Raw genomic sequence first — 16,252 nt, 5'->3', positions numbered from 1 at the left:
GGGGAGAGGGGTAGATTTCATGTTGCATCGTTATCTTCCAATGACAGAAGAAGACAAAAAAGAAATGTTACAAACGATCGGCGTTCAAACGATCGATGAATTATTCTCTGATATTCCAGAGAGTGTTCGTTTTAAAGGGGATTTAAAAATTAAAGAAGCAAAATCAGAGCCAGAGCTTTTAAAAGAGCTATCTCAAATGGCTAGTAAAAATGCTAACTTAAAAGAATACGCTTCTTTCTTAGGAGCAGGCGTATACGATCATTATGCTCCAGTAATTGTAGATCATGTTATTTCTCGCTCAGAATTTTATACAGCTTATACACCATACCAACCGGAAATTTCACAAGGGGAATTACAAGCAATCTTTGAATTCCAAACAATGATTTGTGAATTAACAGGAATGGATGTAGCAAACTCTTCTATGTATGACGGGGGTACAGCTTTAGCTGAAGCGGCAATGTTAGCAGCTGGCCATACTCGCAAAAAGAAAATTCTTGTATCTAGCGCGGTTCATCCAGAATCAAGAGCAGTACTTGAAACGTATGCAAAAGGTCAAAATCTTGAAGTTGTTGAAATTAATCATAAAGATGGTGTAACAGATTTAGATGTATTACAAAGTGAAGTAGATGATACAGTTGCTTGTGTAATCGTTCAATATCCAAACTTCTTCGGACAAGTTGAAAAATTAGCTGATATTGAAAAAATCGTTCATCAACAAAAATCATTATTTATCGTTTCTTCAAATCCATTATCATTAGGCGCATTAACACCACCAGGGAAATTTGGTGCTGATATTGTAATCGGTGATGCACAACCATTCGGTATTCCAACGCAGTTTGGTGGACCGCACTGTGGTTACTTTGCAACAACGAAAGCATTTATGCGTAAAATTCCAGGACGTCTTGTTGGACAAACTGTAGATTCAGATGGTAAACGTGGATTTGTATTAACGTTACAAGCACGTGAACAGCATATTCGTCGTGATAAAGCGACATCTAACATTTGTTCAAACCAAGCGTTAAATGCATTAGCAGCTTCTGTTGCAATGACGGCACTTGGCAAACAGGGTGTGAAAGAAATGGCACGTCAAAACATTTCTAAAGCACAGTATGCAAAACGTCAATTTGAAGCGAAAGGCTTCACAGTAACATTTGCTGGACCATTCTTCAATGAGTTTGTTGTAGATTGCAAACGTCCAGTGAAAGAAGTAAACGATGCATTATTACAAAAGAATATTATCGGTGGTTACGATCTAGGCCGTGATTATAAAGAGCATGAAAACCATATGCTTGTAGCAGTAACTGAGCTTCGTACAAAAGAGGAAATTGACACACTTGTAAACGAAATGGGGGCTATCCAATGAAGAACCAAGACCAAGCACTTATCTTTGAAGTGAGTAAAGAAGGACGCATAGGATATAGCTTACCCAAATTAGATGTAGAAGAAGTGAAACTAGAAGATGTGTTTGAGAGCGATTATATTCGAGTAGAAGATGCAGAGCTACCAGAAGTATCTGAACTTGATATTATGCGCCACTATACAGCACTTTCAAACCGTAACCACGGTGTTGATTCTGGATTCTATCCACTTGGATCTTGTACGATGAAATATAATCCGAAAATTAATGAGAGTGTAGCTCGTTTCGCAGGATTTGCAAATATTCATCCACTGCAAGATGAAAAGACAGTACAAGGTGCAATGGAATTAATGTACGACTTACAAGAGCATTTAATTGAAATTACAGGTATGGATACTGTTACTTTACAACCAGCAGCTGGTGCACACGGAGAATGGACAGGTTTAATGTTAATTCGTGCATACCATGAAGCGAATGGTGACTTTAACCGTACGAAAGTAATTGTACCTGACTCTGCTCACGGAACGAACCCAGCATCTGCAACTGTAGCTGGTTTTGAAACAATTACAGTAAAATCAAATGAAAATGGCCTTGTTGACTTAGAAGACTTAAAACGTGTTGTAAACGAAGAAACAGCAGCACTTATGTTAACAAATCCTAATACATTAGGTCTATTCGAAGAAAATATTTTAGAAATGGCAGAAATCGTCCATAATGCAGGCGGTAAATTATACTATGATGGTGCAAACTTAAATGCGGTATTAAGCCAAGCACGCCCAGGAGATATGGGATTTGACGTTGTGCATTTAAACCTTCATAAAACATTTACAGGTCCTCACGGCGGTGGTGGCCCAGGTTCTGGTCCAGTAGGTGTGAAAGCTGATTTAATTCCGTACTTACCAAAACCGATTTTAGAGAAAACGGAAAGTGGTTATCACTTCAACTACGACCGCCCAGAAGCAATTGGTCGTGTGAAACCATTCTATGGTAACTTCGGAATTAACGTTCGTGCATACACGTATATTCGCTCTATGGGTCCAGATGGTTTGCGTGCAGTAACGGAGTATGCTGTATTAAATGCGAACTATATGATGAGAAGATTAGCGCCATTCTATGATCTTCCATTCGATAGACATTGTAAGCATGAATTTGTATTATCAGGTCGTCGTCAAAAGAAACTTGGTGTACGTACATTAGATATTGCAAAACGTCTGCTTGATTTTGGTTACCATCCACCAACAATTTACTTCCCATTAAATGTGGAAGAATGTATTATGATTGAGCCGACAGAAACAGAATCAAAAGAAACATTAGATGGTTTCATTGATAAGATGATTCAAATCGCTAAAGAAGTAGAAGAAAATCCAGAAGTTGTACAAGAAGCACCGCATACGACAGTCATTAAACGTTTAGACGAAACGATGGCTGCACGTAAACCAGTTTTACGTTATGCAAAGCCAGCTCCTGTACAAGTTTGATTAGAATAACAAAAGAAGAACTCGCTGAGGCGGGTTCTTTTTTTGTATGGATAATTTGTCCCGCATTAACGGACAGTAAACTTCCAACTCAAAACTTAGCTGGTGCAAAGAAGCCAGGTGGGAGATAAACTGTCCGTAAATGCCCGATTGGTTCAACTAATAATCAGTGGGGATGAACAAAAATCCCCACTGATTAAAGTTTCACTTTATGCAGAAATAGTGAAGAAAATGTTAAAAAATTTATTTTTTGTTTCCTAATGGTGTAAAGGTGTAGTTTTATAGGTAGTTTTGTTGAAAAAGTCGGTTTGATAAAAGTATTTATTTTTGTTAGAATTTTATTGAAATTAAGAAGATGTGATGAGGCAAAGATTACTCATTTTTATGTATATGTGAAAAAACGAACAAGACGGGGGTGAAAGTGTGGGATATCGATGTTATAGAATGGTATACCATTTAGAAAATGGAGAAACAATTAAAGATGTAAAAGAATTTTGCTATCGAGACCAAGGGAAAGTGTTAGAAAGAGTAGCAAATCGTGTAATGGATAATAGAGAAGTGACGGCGATTGATAAACAAGGAACAATCATTTCAATAGCATGTGAGGACATTGTAAAGGTGGAACTTGATTACATAACAGAAAGTTAACCTTGAGTCATATCGAATTATTCGATAAAATAAACTGTTGAATGGTGAAGTGAGAAGAGAGGAGTTTATCATGGGTAGTACAAGACACTTTTATATGTTTATCTTAGCGTTTGTTCTTGTTGTGGCATTAACGATTTACTTAATTGTTGACAGCAGCTGGTACAACACGGTTCATCCGGCATTCCTTCTGTTTATGTATATAGGAATTGCAGTAGTAAGTTTCGGAATGAGAGACGAGATGTTAGATCGCTTTGAAAAGTGATACATATACGAAAGACCAACAGGAAAATGTTGGTCTTTTTTTCTTGCCAAAAATAGGATGGTGTGTATATACTGTATATATAAGGTATACACAGTATATACACACACTGGAGGAAAACATGAATATTATTATTTCGAATTCTTCCCAAGACCCTATTTATGTGCAAATAAGAAAACAATTAAGCCAGCTTATTTTAAATGGTGTTTTAAAGGGTGGAGATCAATTACCGTCTATTCGTAGCTTAGCGAAGGAATTACAAATTAGTGTCATTACAACGAAGCGTGCATACGAGGAGCTTGAAAAAGAAGGATATATAGAAACTGTTGCTGGGAAGGGGACTTATGTTTCACGTAAAAATAATGAACTATTAAAAGAACAAAGGCTTCGCCTATTGGAAAGTAAAGCTGAAGAAATCGTAAAAGAAAGTAAAGTGCTGCAGCTTTCACTTGAAGAATTGCAGCAGATGATTGCGTGTTTATATAAGGGGGAATAAGAGATGTTAGAGCTAAAAAATGTTTGTAAAAGTTATCAAGATTTTGCAGTGAAAAATATAAGTTTTGCATTACCACGAGGATATATTATGGGGTTTGTCGGACCAAATGGTGCTGGGAAAAGTACAACGATCAAAATGATTATGAATTTAATTAGAAAAGATAGCGGCGATATAAAAATTTTTGGCAAAGACAATAAGAAAGCCGAAAAGGACATAAAACAAAATATTGGTTTTGTATATGATGAAAATCATTATTACGAAGATTTAACGTGTGAACAAATGAAGCGTATTATTGCACCGTTATATAAAAAGTGGGACGAAGAGCAGTATCAATCGTATATGCATAGATTGCAAGTTCCAAAGTATAAAAAAATTAAAGAGCTATCTAAAGGGATGAAAATGAAGTTTGCGATTGCCATCGCACTTTCGCACCACGCAGAGTTTATTATTATGGACGAACCGACAGCAGGGTTAGATCCAGTTGTTCGAAGTGAATTACTTGATATGTTGCAAGAAATTGTAATGGAAGATGAAGTATCCGTATTATTCTCAACGCACATTACAACAGATTTAGAGCGCATTGCAGATTATATTACGTTTATCAACGATGGAGAAATTATATTTACTGGTGAAAAAGAAGACTTAATGGAGAACTACGTAATCGTAAAAGGAAGTAATGATTTATTAGACCGAGAAGGAAAAGAACTATTTGTTGGATTACGAAAAAATAAATTTGGTTTTGAAGGTTTAGCAAAGGATAAACAAACAATTATCGATTGGTTTGGAAATGAGGTTGTACTAGAAAAGCCTACATTAGATGACATTATCGTTTACACTGCGAAAGGGAGAGGTGCCTATGCGTCAGCTCGTATATAAAGATTTGTTCTTTTTTCGGGTAATTTGGTTAGTGAATCTTGTTATGCCCCTTTTGTTCTTTATGTTAGATGCAAGTGGTGAATTGTTATTTCCAATGAGTTGTCTATTTATAACCTTTTCATCGGTTATGACGTTAACCGTTATGGATGAAAGAAATAAAAGTGACATTGTTATAAATAGTTTACCGGTAAGTCGAAAGGATATCATAATTGCTAGATATATTTCCTGTGCAATATTCATTGTTGGTGCCATTCTCTCTACGATGTTAGTTGTTTTTCTTATAAGGGGTATTGTGGTTATTAGTGATATCGGTGTATATCATCCTAATCTATACATTGAAATTCCATGGTATGAAGTCATAAATGGAGCTGTTTATGCCACATTTTTTGTTGTCACGTTTTTCCCTAGTTATTATGGTACAAAATCGAAGGTAGTAAGAAGTATAGGATCAGCAGCATCAATAGGAGTGGGTGTAATTCTTTGGATATTTATTAGTGATGGGCTGTATGAAACAACATCTTCATTCAGTGAGTGGATTATGAATCCAGTACATATTGGTGTATTTATAGTTGGAGGAATGATATTAGCTAGTGTCTATATCGTTTCTATGTTTCTTACAATTAAAATTTATGAAACGCGTGATTTATAGAGAGGAGAATTTATATGCAACAATTGATTTTGAAGGAGTTTTTCTTACAGCAGAAGATGTTTCCTTTCTATTTTTTAATACCCATTTTATCTATTTTTAAGGATTCCGTCGAACCAATGGGGATTGCAATAGGAGTATTTATAACATGTAGTACGATTATATATATTTCTTTTTATTATGACGAGAAAAGTAAAGCAGAAAAAGTGTTAGTGAGTTTGCCTATAACGAGAACAGAGATAGTTATAGCTAAATATATTGCAAGTTCATTATTTATTATGGCTGGTTTGAGTGTAACTTTTATAGTCGTAATATTAGGAAATATTTTATTGAACAGAGATATAGTTATGCCTGGGTATGCAATATTTTCAGCAATAGTAGCAACTTTGATTTATTGTGCAGTAACGATACCGACTAATTACATTGGGGGATATAAAGTTATTACTGTCTTAAATTTGAGTATGCTTTTTCCTTTAATGGGTATGATTGGTCTTATGTGCAATATTTTTGGTGATAAAACAATTATGCTAAAAGTACTCCACTCTCAAGAGGCTACACTAGCAATGGGTGTTCTTGGTATTGGAGTGTTAGTAAGTATAGTCATATCAATGTTTCTCTCAATGAAAATGTTTCAGGAGGCAGAGTTATAGAAGGGGCATTTTCATATTAGGAGGGGTAATACATGATCAAGCAACTAATTTTAAAAGATTTCATCATTCAATGGAAATTTTTAATTTGGTACATACTGTATCCTGTTTTCTTTTATATGGCCTTAACAGATACGGAAAATCTGTTCATAATTATGTCAGTAATTATTACAATTGGGGCAACAGTAAAAACATTTGAAGCAGATAGTAAAAATGAGAGTGAAGTTATAGTAAATAGTTTACCAATATTGAGAAAACAAATTGTGTATGCGAAATATATAGTAGCAATTATTATTCTTTTTATAAGTGTAACGGTCGGTTGTTTCACGATGGGAATGAAGAGTGGGGTTAACTTATTTGAATTTATTGAAACGACAATGGTTGCTAGTATTAGCTTTATTTTATTGTATTTAAGTTTTGTTTTACCAATATCCTTTTGGCTAGGGTATAAGAAAACCATTTTCATTATGATAGTAATATTCATGGCACCGATAGTTGTTTTAGAAGCTTTGTTTCAAATTAACTTAGAACAAATTCAACTATACAACAGCTTGTTATTCATTAGTTCCATGTGCATGTTCATAGCATCTACCTTTGTTTCAGTAAAAATATATGAAAAAAGAGAATTTTAAAAGGTGCCTTAAAAAAGGCACCTTCTTCAATAACGACAATACGAGAGCAGTAGTTTATAAAAAGAAACGCTATTTGGTACATCTTTTGGAGTATGTAATATAAAGCTGAAAACGATAACGAGAATAAGAAAGAGGAAAAATAAAAATAGAATTTGCTTATGTATAGAATTTTGCATATTATCCACTCCTTTTTTAGGTAGTATGTCCAAAAGAAAGGAGTGTATGAAAAATGTTAGGAGGGGAGAATGATGAACAAAAGAAAATGGTTATATAGAATAGGAATATTTTTATTTTCAATCGGTCTCATATTAGCAAATGTTTACTCGGATATACCACCGTTATTTCCAAGTTTACATAAAAGGGTTGGTATAAGTATTGCCATAGTTGGTCTGTTTTGTCTTATCACATCTAACTTCTACAGAAAGTCTGAATGAATATAAAAAAGGACAGTTACTCTTTTTCAGAAGTACTGTCTTTTTTTAATAACTTATTCCATAGTTTGGCGATACTCCATATAATGACGATTGCAATGGAGGCGATAATGGACCAAACAATTGATATAATTTCAAGTGTCATGTTAGGAAGGAATGTGAGAATGGATAATACTTTATGAAACAATGATTCTATTATATGAAAACTTATTTGTAATAGAATGACGATACCAAGTGTGATCCATGCTAATATTTTCTTTCCTTTTTCTTTCCACATGACATTCACCTCACGTTAGCTTAATAGTTTTAAGCCAACAGCGCCGCATAGAATACAGCTTAAGAAAGCAAGACGACGCCAATCCGCTGATTCTCGGAAAATGAGAATGCCTAGAAGTGCACTTCCAGCAGTTCCGATTCCAGTCCAAATTGCGTAAGCAGTTCCCATCGGTAATGTGTTCATCGCAAGAGATAAGAAGAAGAAGCTTACGCCGAAGTTAGCGATTAAAATAACTTTTGGTGCCCAGCCTTTCTTTTCAGTGGCTACTTTCATAAAGAGTACACCAATAATTTCACAAATACCAGCTAGAATTAAAAATACCCAAGCCATTTTATGCGGCCTCCTTCGCTTCTTTTTCTTCTGTTACTCGTTTTAAACCAATTACTCCGAAGAAGATTAAACCGATTAATAAAACTTTTACGATAGAGAAAGGTTCTCCGAAGATGAAAATCTCTGTAAGAACGATTCCACCAGCTCCGATTCCTGTAAAGACTGCGTATACAGTGCCGACAGGTAAATCTTTATAAGCTCTAAATAATAAGACGAAACTAATTGTAATTAATAGAGCAACACCAGCCCATTCAAGTGGTGCCTCTGCTTTTTTTAGTCCAATCACCCAAAATATTTCAATAATACCAGCGATGATTACATAAATCCATGCCATATGTCATTTCTCCTTCCTACCAGTCGTTAGGTAAAGGGCTTAAAAACGACGCATTGCAAAGGAGCAATCCGTCAGTTTGAAAGTCCGCGCCAAAATACTTTCCAAGAAGCGTCTAAACGTGTCTCAAAACGATTTAAACCTGCGTATAATAGTTCAACCATAAGACCGTCGAGTAAGCATAGAAAAGCCTCTAAGGCGTCTTTTACTTCAATGTTATGCAGCTCATCTTGTTCGCTTGCTCTTTTAAATACAGGGAATAAAAGTTTTCCGACGTTTTCAATGTGTACATTTGCTTTATTAATAATTTGTTCGCGAAATGCATCAGGCGGAAAATAAGAAGTTCGTAACCAAAACATTGATTCTTCACTTTCACCAAATCGTTTTGCATACCCTTTTAATAATTTAAAAAGCAATTCTTCAGTGGACGAATTGGAAAAGCTTTCGATATCGCCTGTGAAGCTCTGCAAATCTTTTTGAAGAGCAGATTCTAAGCATATGAAATATAGCTCTTCTTTTCCTTTAAAGTGTGCGTAAATCGATGGTTTTTTAATCCCAACTTCTTGAGCAATATTTGCCAATGAAGTTCCTTCATAGCCGTAGCGTGCGAAATGAGAAAGTGCTACAGCTTTAATGCGGTTTGCTGTCATTTTCATCCCCTACCTACCGTTCGTTAGGTTCATTATATGAGATGGGAAATATAAAGTCAATAGGTGAAGAGCTGAGAAAGAGCGTTATAAGTAACGCTCTTTTTAGACAGTCTCTCGCTCAATTAAATGGAATGAAAGTTCTTTTGCACTGCCGACAATTTGCTCGCTTTGGATCTGCTTATGGAATAAAGAAAAAGCATGTGAGCCCATTGCGAGACCGGGATGTTCAATTGTGGAAATTTCTAATGCCTTTGAAATTTCATGATTATCAAATCCAAGGATAGCAAGGTCTTCAGGTACTCGAATACCATGTTTTCGAGCCTCTGTTAATAAACCAGCTGCAACTTGATCGTTCGCTGTGAAAATAGCAGTTGGACGATTTTTCATATTTAAAATACGATGGAGTATTTGTGCTCCGTCCTGCATTGTATAGCATTGGTGGAAAATCCATTCAGGATGCAACGTTTTCCCTTCGTTACGAAGTGTATCGGCGAACGCTTTTTCGCGCTCCATGGAATTTACACTTGTTTTTCTTGCTAAACAAATTCCGATTTTTTCATGGCCTCTACTTAGTAAATAGGCAGTACCAAGACGGAAACCTTCATAATGATCTACGTAGATGGATGAAATGAGGGGATGCTTCATTTTTTCACATGAAATAATAGGGGCAAATTTTGCAAAAGGTTCGATTTGTTCCCAAGAGCTCGTTCGGGAGCAAATAATCATCCCATCGAATTGTTTCATTTTCATCATTTCAAGAACACGAATTTCTTCAATGCTATCGTAATTCGTTTGACATAAATTAATATGATACCCAGCTAATAACGCTTCGTTTCCGATTCCTTCAATAATCGTACTGAAGTAGGGGAGGTTAATGAAAGGAAGCATAACGCCAATTGTATATGTTTTCCCTCTTATTAAATGGACAGCATTTATATTTTTTGCGTAGTTTAATTCTTCAACAGCATCTAGAACACGCTTACGCTTTTCTTCTTTTACGTAAGGGTGATTATTCAGGACACGAGAAACAGTTGATATCGATACACCAGCAGTTTTAGCAATTTGTTTTATATTGGCCATATGTATCACCTCTTTCCCTTATTATAAAGGGAAAATAATAAGAAAGAAAAAATCTTGACCTGAAAAGCTTTTCACAAACTATGGTATTAATAAGACTTCTTTTTATTCGCGTAACCTTTTCACTTGGGCGTAAGAATGATAGGGGTCTTTTTTGTTTGCAAAAAGTGTTGTCAAAATGTGTGAGAATAACGTGGAAAGTTTTCAAAGGTGGAGTTTGGTGACAAAGCGAATATGAAGAGAATATCAACGCTTCGTTCGTTAAGAGAGCGATATGAAAGGGCGGAAACAAATTGAAAAAAAGAATCATTTGTTTCGTGTTTTCTAGTTTCGTGCTTAGTTCGTGTTCGTTTCAGCAAACGATGCAAGAAGAAAAACACTTTGTGGGAACAACGGGAGGAGCTATGGATCGTGTTACGGATCCTATTCCGCTAAAGGAACTTCCAAAATATTTTCCGGTGAAGTTTAAAGTTCCAACGTTTTTACCGTACGATATTACAAGTGATGTGAAGGGGGAAGTAAGAACGCTTGGGAAAAAGAACACTGTCTTAACGATTAAATATAAACAGAAAGAACCAGGTAGAAATGAGTATATTGAGTTAAATGTCGCGAACTTTCCTTATAGTTTTCCGGATCTTGTGGAAGAGAAGCGATTTCAAGAACAAATGAAACTGAATAATGGAACGTCTGCTTATTTTAAAAATAAAGATGATTATGAACGTGGTGACGAATTTGCTACGCTTATATGGAAAGAGAAAGGAATTGAATATCAACTGCTGTATCGGAATGTAGAAGAGAACGATGAAAAGGTAATCAAGCAGAATTTATTATACATTGCGAATAAGATGAAATGAAAAAACTAGCTGATTTATTCAGCTAGTTTTTTGTATGTTATTATTTCTTTTTAATTTTGCCTGTCCAAGATTTAAATCCGCCTTGTAATTGGTAGAAATCTTTGTAGCCTTGTTTTTTTAAGTATTGCGCTGCACGACCTGTACGGAATCCGCTTTGGCAATATAAGTAAACAGGTTGATCTTGACGAAGTTCTTTATGGCGAAGGCGAATTTGTGATAACGGAATGTTACGTGCACCTAAAATATGCCCTGCGTTATATTCGTCTGCTTCACGAATATCGATAAGCTGTGCTTTACGGTAGCCAGCGCGAAATTCTTCTTCTGTAAGAGTTTTAATTAATTTTTTCTGATAGAAGTACATCCATACAGTGTAGCCGATAAATGCTACGATTACGGCTAATAAAATAATCCAAGTTGTTGACACGATTCTATCGCTCCCTTTTTTCTTATCCTACTTTCAATATTATAATGCCCTTATGTATTTATGCAACAGATTCATTTGCATATAAGAAGAAATTTCGTATTCTTTCACAAATTTTGTCGAATTTGGTAGACTAGAGAATGTGAAAAATAATTGGTTATATGAGGTGCAGGATGGGAAAAGAAAAATGGTGTTATATTAACTCTGGTCAATGTTCACCGGCATTTAATATGGCGTTAGATGAATGTTTATTAAATTGGCAAAGTGAAAAGAAAATGCCACCAACAATTCGTTTTTATGAATGGGAGGTACCAACATTAACAGTTGGGTATTTTCAACGTGTTGAAAAAGATATTAATATGGATGTAGTTAACGAAAAGAAATATGGATTCGTTCGTCGTCAAACAGGCGGCAGGGGTGTACTACATGACAAAGAGTTAACGTATAGTGTTATTGTGTCTGAAGATCATCCGAATATGCCGAAAACAGTTACAGAAGCGTATCGTGTTATTTCGCAAGGTTTATTAGATGGTTTTAAGGCATTAGGGTTAGAAGCATATTATGCAGTTCCAAAAACAGAAGCAGATCGTGAAAATTTAAAAAATCCACGTTCCGGCGTATGTTTTGATGCACCATCTTGGTATGAAATTGTAGTGGAAGGACGAAAAATTGCTGGTAGTGCTCAAACACGTCAAAAAGGTGTTATTTTACAGCATGGATCGATTCCATTAGAAATTGATTTAGATGAACTATATGATCTATTTTTATTCCCAAATGAACGTGTGAAGGAACGTATGAAGAGTATGTTCTCTTCTAAAGCAGTAGCAATTAATGAATTAACAGACCGTACATTTACGATAGAACAGTTAATTAAAGCGTTTGAAGTTGGCTTTGAAAAAGGATTGGATGTAGAACTTGTTCCATATGAATTAACAGAAGAACAGTTACATGAAGTTCAAACGTTAGCGAAAGAAAAGTATGAAAGTAATGAGTGGAATTATAAAAAATAAGAGATGGCAATTGCCACCTCTTATTTTTTTATAGTAAATTAAGTACTTTTTCTACTTTGATTCCTTTATCTTGTAAAGAACGAAGGCGATTTACAACGTCCATAATTTCTTTGTCAAATGTAACGCTAATACCTTGGCTTTGTAGTTCTTCTTTTAAGCTTTCAATAGAATCATCTATGTCGATGCCAAGCTCGTAATCTTGACAAACTTCAATTGTCTTTTTCACGAGTTTAACATAATTTTCTTGTAGTTTTGAATTTGTTTCAGTCAAAGCAGGTTGCTTCGGTTTTGCAGGAGCAACCGGTGCTGTCTCTTGCTTTGTAACTGGAGTAGGGACCGCTTTTTTCACAGGCGCTGGAGTAACTAGTTCTACAGCTGCTTCTACGCTTACTGGCTTCGGTGTCGGTACCGGAGTAGGCTTAGGTGCCATAGCAGGTGTTTCCACACGCGTAACAGGCTTAGGAGCAGGCGTAATTGCTTTTGGAGCTTCTACAACTACTTCCTTTTTCGGTGCTGCTTCTACCTGTGTTTCTTCTTGCTCGGCAGCTTCTTTATTTTCTTTACTCCACATAACGCGTTCAATTTCTAGAGAAACATTGTTTTTGTTCATCGCTGTTAATGTAACTTTACCAACTTCAGCGTTTCCAGTGAAATCAACAATTTTATAAATAACACTCTTGTTCCAATCCACGTTTCCGCTCAAAAATAATTCTTCGTTACATTTCGGCGTTAAGCCCTCGATTTTAATTTCTGCGTTTACACCGTTTTCACTATATACCATAATTAGCGAAGCATTTACATCTTCGTCTGCTAACATTAGTTCACGTACCATTTTGCCGGTGCGTACTTGCGTTTTCTTCTTAACTGACATCTAATTTCTCCTCTCAAAAATTCAGTAATAATAAAAAAATCGTATAACGAAAAATAATTGCTCACGAAGATTTATGATACCGATAATAAAAGCATCACGTCAACAATTAACTTTAATTATTTTGCATTTTTCTTATTTTCTTTATGAAATTTTTCAATTTGTAAAATTAGACAGAAGAAAAAACAGCCTTTTGAAGGGCTGTTAAAAATTTGATTTTTTATATAGTAATTTATATAAAATAAAAAATAAGATAGCAATTAAAGCATTTTGCCAAAAGTTTAGATGATAAATGAGATAAGGTTGCTTTTGGAAATAAATATTTAAGAATACAGCGGAACAAAATGGAGTAGCAAATGCGAATCCAAATAGAATTCTTCTTTTCCAATTTATTTTCTGATTAAAGGAGTAACGCTTTAATAAATATAAAATAAATAGTATACCTAGTATAATTATTGAAACAGACAAAGTAGTTCCAAGGATGCTAAAAGGCGGACTTGATAATGTATTGTTTTTTTCAAAGAAAAACATAAAAAATGAAATAATTGCATTTATGCCAAACTGTATAGCAAGAAGTAAGCTAATAGAAAATCCAATTAAAGAGGCTTTTTCTAACTTTGTTTGAGTTGGTAAAGCTGATATAAGTTCATCGCAATAAGATTGTAAATTATCTCCAAAGATGTCATAAGCGTTTTTATTTTCTGCTTGTGCTTCGATGAGGTGATCTAATATTTCTAGTAACAGTTCTTCCATTTGTTGCTCTGGCACGTTAGATAAACGAAGATAAACTAACATATCGCTATAAGCAACTTCATTTTCAGGTGTTAGAAGCTCACGTTTTTTATTATTCAATTCAATCATGTCTTGTGCATTCATCCCTATCACTCCCCCTGTAATAAGTTATTTACCGTAGTTGAAACCATTCCCCAGCTTTGTTTAAATTCTTCAAGCTGCTCTAATCCTTTATCGGTTACGTGATAATATTTTCGTTTTGGACCGAGTGAGGAGGCTTTTAATGTTCCTTCAATCAATTTTTCTTTTTGCATACGTAACAATAACGGATATATGCTTCCTTCGCTTACGAATGTAAATCCGTGTTTATTTAATTTTGTGCTCAGTTCATATCCGTACACTTCTTCTTGTGAAATGATGTATAGGATGCAACCTTCTAGTACACCTTTTAACATTTGGCTGTGCATGATTTCACCACCTTTTACTCAGGTAACTTGCGTTGCAAGGTAGCTGTTATCCAAATTATAACATTCGGTAACTTGCAACGCAAGTTACTGAAGTGGAAAACTTTAATGCGTGTTAATTTTTCAACGTTTCCCATACTAACGAGAGGGAGGGAAGCACATGAAACCATTTATGCCAAAACTCGTTTACTTTGAACCAAAGGCACTTGAATATCCGCTTGGAAAAGAGCTTTATGAGAAGTTTACGAAGATGGGATTAGAAATTCGTGAAACGACATCACATAATCAAATTAGAAATTTGCCAGGAGAAAATGATTTGCAAAAGTATCGTAATGCAAAGGCTACACTTGTCGTTGGAGTAAGGAAGACGCTAAAGTTTGATACGTCAAAACCGTCAGCTGAATATGCAATTCCGCTCGCAACAGGGTGTATGGGACATTGTCATTATTGCTATTTGCAAACAACACTTGGGAGTAAGCCTTACGTTCGTGTGTATGTCAATCTTGATGAAATATTTGAGAAGGCAAAGCAATATATGGATGAAAGGGCACCTGAAATAACAAGATTTGAAGCAGCGTGTACATCAGACATTGTTGGGATTGATCATTTAACACATGCATTAAAGCGGGCGATTGAATTCATTGGAGAAAGTGAATATGGGCGCTTACGTTTCGTCACGAAATATTCGCACGTTGATCATTTATTAGATGCAAAGCATAATGGGAAAACTCGTTTCAGGTTTAGTATAAATTCACGATATGTAATTAAAAATTTTGAACCAGGGACATCGCCATTTGAGGAGCGAATTGAGGCGGCACGTAAAGTAGCAGGTGCAGGTTATCCACTTGGTTTTATAGTCGCGCCACTTTATATGCATGAAGGATGGGAAGAAGGATATCGTGAACTATTTGAGCGACTGTACAATGCGCTGAAAGATGTGACGATACCAAATTTAACGTTTGAATTAATTCAGCATCGTTTTACGAAACCAGCGAAAAAGGTTATTCAAGAGCGTTATCCAAATACGAAGCTTGAAATGGATGAAGAGAAGCGGAAGTATAAATGGGGACGATATGGCATCGGAAAATATGTATATAAAAAGGATGATGCAGCAGTATTGGAAGAAACGATAAGAGGTTATATAAATGAATTTTTTCCTAATGCAGAAATACAATATTTTACTTAAGGGGGGTCTGTATGCAAATACAGATTCTTTTTTGTTTTATATATTTAGGCTCGTTTTCAACTTGTCACGTTATTCTTTCTGGTGTATCATTTTATTGATTGCTTCGTACGGAATAAGCAAAATGAACTTGGATGGAGGAAACCGATGCCTACCCCTAGTATGGAAGATTATATTGAACAAATTTATTTGTTGATTGATGAAAAGGGTTACGCCCGCGTATCTGATATTGCTGAAGCGCTTAGTGTACATCCATCCTCTGTAACAAAAATGGTGCAAAAATTAGACAAAGATGAATATCTAATTTATGAAAAATATAGAGGGCTTGTATTAACAACAAAAGGTAAAAAAATCGGAGAACGTCTCGTATATCGTCATGACTTGCTAGAGCAATTTATGCGTATTATCGGTGTGGATGAAAGTAAAATTTACAATGATGTAGAAGGAATTGAACATCATTTAAGTTGGGAAGCGATTGATCGCATTGGTGATTTAGTGCAATACTTTGAACAAGATACAGTCCGAGTGGAAACACTTCGCGGTGTTCAAAGAGCAAATGAAGAGAAAAGTAATTAAGGGGAACGTATG

Annotated in this window: 23 protein-coding genes; 14 read left to right on the top strand and 9 right to left on the bottom strand. The window is 35.3% G+C overall.

Going from position 1 to position 16,252, the window contains the following annotated elements; all coding sequences use genetic code 11:
* Positions 1-19: 19 nt before the first annotated feature.
* From gcvPA to DN401_RS09655, 10 genes are all read left to right on the top strand, one after another.
* Positions 20-1,363, top strand: coding sequence for an aminomethyl-transferring glycine dehydrogenase subunit 1 (gene gcvPA / locus DN401_RS09705; RefSeq protein WP_000903240.1), 1,344 nt, complete (start codon positions 20-22; stop codon positions 1,361-1,363).
* Positions 1,360-2,835 (top strand): aminomethyl-transferring glycine dehydrogenase subunit 2, encoded by a 1,476-nt coding sequence (gcvPB, locus tag DN401_RS09700; RefSeq protein ID WP_000795703.1) that lies wholly within the window; start codon positions 1,360-1,362, stop codon positions 2,833-2,835. Before gcvPA ends, gcvPB begins: the two co-directional genes overlap by 4 nt.
* A gap of 441 nt (positions 2,836-3,276) precedes the next feature.
* Positions 3,277-3,480: a DUF3929 family protein gene (locus DN401_RS09690; RefSeq protein ID WP_000262496.1), complete on the top strand. Its 204-nt coding sequence runs from the start codon at positions 3,277-3,279 to the stop codon at positions 3,478-3,480.
* Positions 3,481-3,550: 70 nt separating this feature from the next.
* A complete protein-coding gene (locus DN401_RS09685; protein ID WP_000535933.1) occupies positions 3,551-3,742 on the top strand; it encodes a hypothetical protein in 192 nt (63 codons plus the stop codon).
* 118 nt (positions 3,743-3,860) lie between these two features.
* Complete coding sequence (locus DN401_RS09680; RefSeq protein WP_001021364.1) at positions 3,861-4,235, top strand: GntR family transcriptional regulator; 375 nt, start codon at positions 3,861-3,863, stop codon at positions 4,233-4,235.
* Between the two features lie 3 nt (positions 4,236-4,238).
* Positions 4,239-5,111: an ABC transporter ATP-binding protein gene (locus DN401_RS09675; protein WP_000891311.1), complete on the top strand. Its 873-nt coding sequence runs from the start codon at positions 4,239-4,241 to the stop codon at positions 5,109-5,111.
* Positions 5,092-5,760 carry an ABC-2 transporter permease gene (locus tag DN401_RS09670; RefSeq protein WP_001249555.1) on the top strand — a complete coding sequence of 223 codons (669 nt, stop codon included), beginning with the start codon at positions 5,092-5,094 and terminating at the stop codon, positions 5,758-5,760. Before DN401_RS09675 ends, DN401_RS09670 begins: the two co-directional genes overlap by 20 nt.
* Positions 5,761-5,774: 14 nt before the next feature.
* The gene (locus tag DN401_RS09665; protein ID WP_001186577.1) at positions 5,775-6,407 is read left to right on the top strand and encodes an ABC-2 transporter permease; all 633 of its coding nucleotides are present in this window, start codon (positions 5,775-5,777) and stop codon (positions 6,405-6,407) included.
* 35 nt (positions 6,408-6,442) lie between these two features.
* The gene (locus DN401_RS09660; protein WP_082185511.1) at positions 6,443-7,036 is read left to right on the top strand and encodes an ABC-2 transporter permease; all 594 of its coding nucleotides are present in this window, start codon (positions 6,443-6,445) and stop codon (positions 7,034-7,036) included.
* 245 nt (positions 7,037-7,281) lie between these two features.
* Entirely contained in the window at positions 7,282-7,470 is a 189-nt protein-coding gene (locus DN401_RS09655) for a hypothetical protein (protein ID WP_002164431.1), read from the top strand.
* 16 nt (positions 7,471-7,486) lie between these two features.
* Here the strand turns inward: DN401_RS09655 and DN401_RS09650 are convergent, their stop codons facing one another.
* From DN401_RS09650 to DN401_RS09630, 5 genes are all read right to left on the bottom strand, one after another.
* A complete protein-coding gene (locus tag DN401_RS09650; RefSeq protein ID WP_000265370.1) occupies positions 7,487-7,744 on the bottom strand; it encodes a DUF3975 family protein in 258 nt (85 codons plus the stop codon).
* Between the two features lie 15 nt (positions 7,745-7,759).
* Positions 7,760-8,074 carry a DMT family transporter gene (locus tag DN401_RS09645; RefSeq protein WP_000312623.1) on the bottom strand — a complete coding sequence of 105 codons (315 nt, stop codon included), beginning with the start codon at positions 8,072-8,074 and terminating at the stop codon, positions 7,760-7,762.
* A 1-nt stretch (position 8,075) separates the two neighbouring features.
* The gene (locus tag DN401_RS09640) at positions 8,076-8,408 is read right to left on the bottom strand and encodes a DMT family transporter (protein WP_000312339.1); all 333 of its coding nucleotides are present in this window, start codon (positions 8,406-8,408) and stop codon (positions 8,076-8,078) included.
* 71 nt (positions 8,409-8,479) lie between these two features.
* Positions 8,480-9,061 carry a TetR/AcrR family transcriptional regulator gene (locus DN401_RS09635; protein WP_002204711.1) on the bottom strand — a complete coding sequence of 194 codons (582 nt, stop codon included), beginning with the start codon at positions 9,059-9,061 and terminating at the stop codon, positions 8,480-8,482.
* A gap of 96 nt (positions 9,062-9,157) precedes the next feature.
* The gene (locus DN401_RS09630; protein WP_001273985.1) at positions 9,158-10,135 is read right to left on the bottom strand and encodes a LacI family DNA-binding transcriptional regulator; all 978 of its coding nucleotides are present in this window, start codon (positions 10,133-10,135) and stop codon (positions 9,158-9,160) included.
* Between the two features lie 314 nt (positions 10,136-10,449).
* On the opposite strand from DN401_RS09630, the gene DN401_RS09625 reads away from it, so the two are divergent.
* Complete coding sequence (locus tag DN401_RS09625; RefSeq protein WP_033666640.1) at positions 10,450-10,986, top strand: hypothetical protein; 537 nt, start codon at positions 10,450-10,452, stop codon at positions 10,984-10,986.
* Positions 10,987-11,026: 40 nt separating this feature from the next.
* Here the strand turns inward: DN401_RS09625 and DN401_RS09620 are convergent, their stop codons facing one another.
* Positions 11,027-11,410 carry a rhodanese-like domain-containing protein gene (locus DN401_RS09620; RefSeq protein WP_000108653.1) on the bottom strand — a complete coding sequence of 128 codons (384 nt, stop codon included), beginning with the start codon at positions 11,408-11,410 and terminating at the stop codon, positions 11,027-11,029.
* Between the two features lie 170 nt (positions 11,411-11,580).
* Between DN401_RS09620 and DN401_RS09615 the strand changes: the two genes are divergently transcribed.
* Complete coding sequence (locus DN401_RS09615) at positions 11,581-12,417, top strand: lipoate--protein ligase family protein (RefSeq protein WP_000514081.1); 837 nt, start codon at positions 11,581-11,583, stop codon at positions 12,415-12,417.
* 28 nt (positions 12,418-12,445) lie between these two features.
* Here DN401_RS09615 and DN401_RS09610 read toward each other — a convergent pair whose 3' ends face one another.
* From DN401_RS09610 to DN401_RS09600, 3 genes are all read right to left on the bottom strand, one after another.
* Positions 12,446-13,288, bottom strand: coding sequence for a hypothetical protein (locus DN401_RS09610; protein WP_000111898.1), 843 nt, complete (start codon positions 13,286-13,288; stop codon positions 12,446-12,448).
* A 201-nt stretch (positions 13,289-13,489) separates the two neighbouring features.
* Positions 13,490-14,161 (bottom strand): DUF1129 family protein, encoded by a 672-nt coding sequence (locus DN401_RS09605; protein WP_000993580.1) that lies wholly within the window; start codon positions 14,159-14,161, stop codon positions 13,490-13,492.
* A gap of 5 nt (positions 14,162-14,166) precedes the next feature.
* Positions 14,167-14,484: a PadR family transcriptional regulator gene (locus tag DN401_RS09600; RefSeq protein ID WP_000556083.1), complete on the bottom strand. Its 318-nt coding sequence runs from the start codon at positions 14,482-14,484 to the stop codon at positions 14,167-14,169.
* Positions 14,485-14,641: 157 nt separating this feature from the next.
* Here DN401_RS09600 and splB point away from each other — a divergent pair, with 157 nt between their 5' ends.
* Entirely contained in the window at positions 14,642-15,667 is a 1,026-nt protein-coding gene (gene splB / locus DN401_RS09595; protein WP_000802110.1) for a spore photoproduct lyase, read from the top strand.
* 144 nt (positions 15,668-15,811) lie between these two features.
* Positions 15,812-16,240 (top strand): transcriptional regulator MntR, encoded by a 429-nt coding sequence (mntR, locus tag DN401_RS09590; protein WP_001143085.1) that lies wholly within the window; start codon positions 15,812-15,814, stop codon positions 16,238-16,240.
* Positions 16,241-16,252 lie beyond the last annotated feature (12 nt).

This window comes from Bacillus sp. BF2-3, assembly GCF_008368795.1.
GTDB classification, from domain to species: Bacteria; Bacillota; Bacilli; order Bacillales; family Bacillaceae_G; genus Bacillus_A; species Bacillus_A cereus.
The sequence above is the reverse complement of the archived record's forward strand: the minus strand, read 5'-3'. Positions and strand labels throughout refer to the sequence as shown.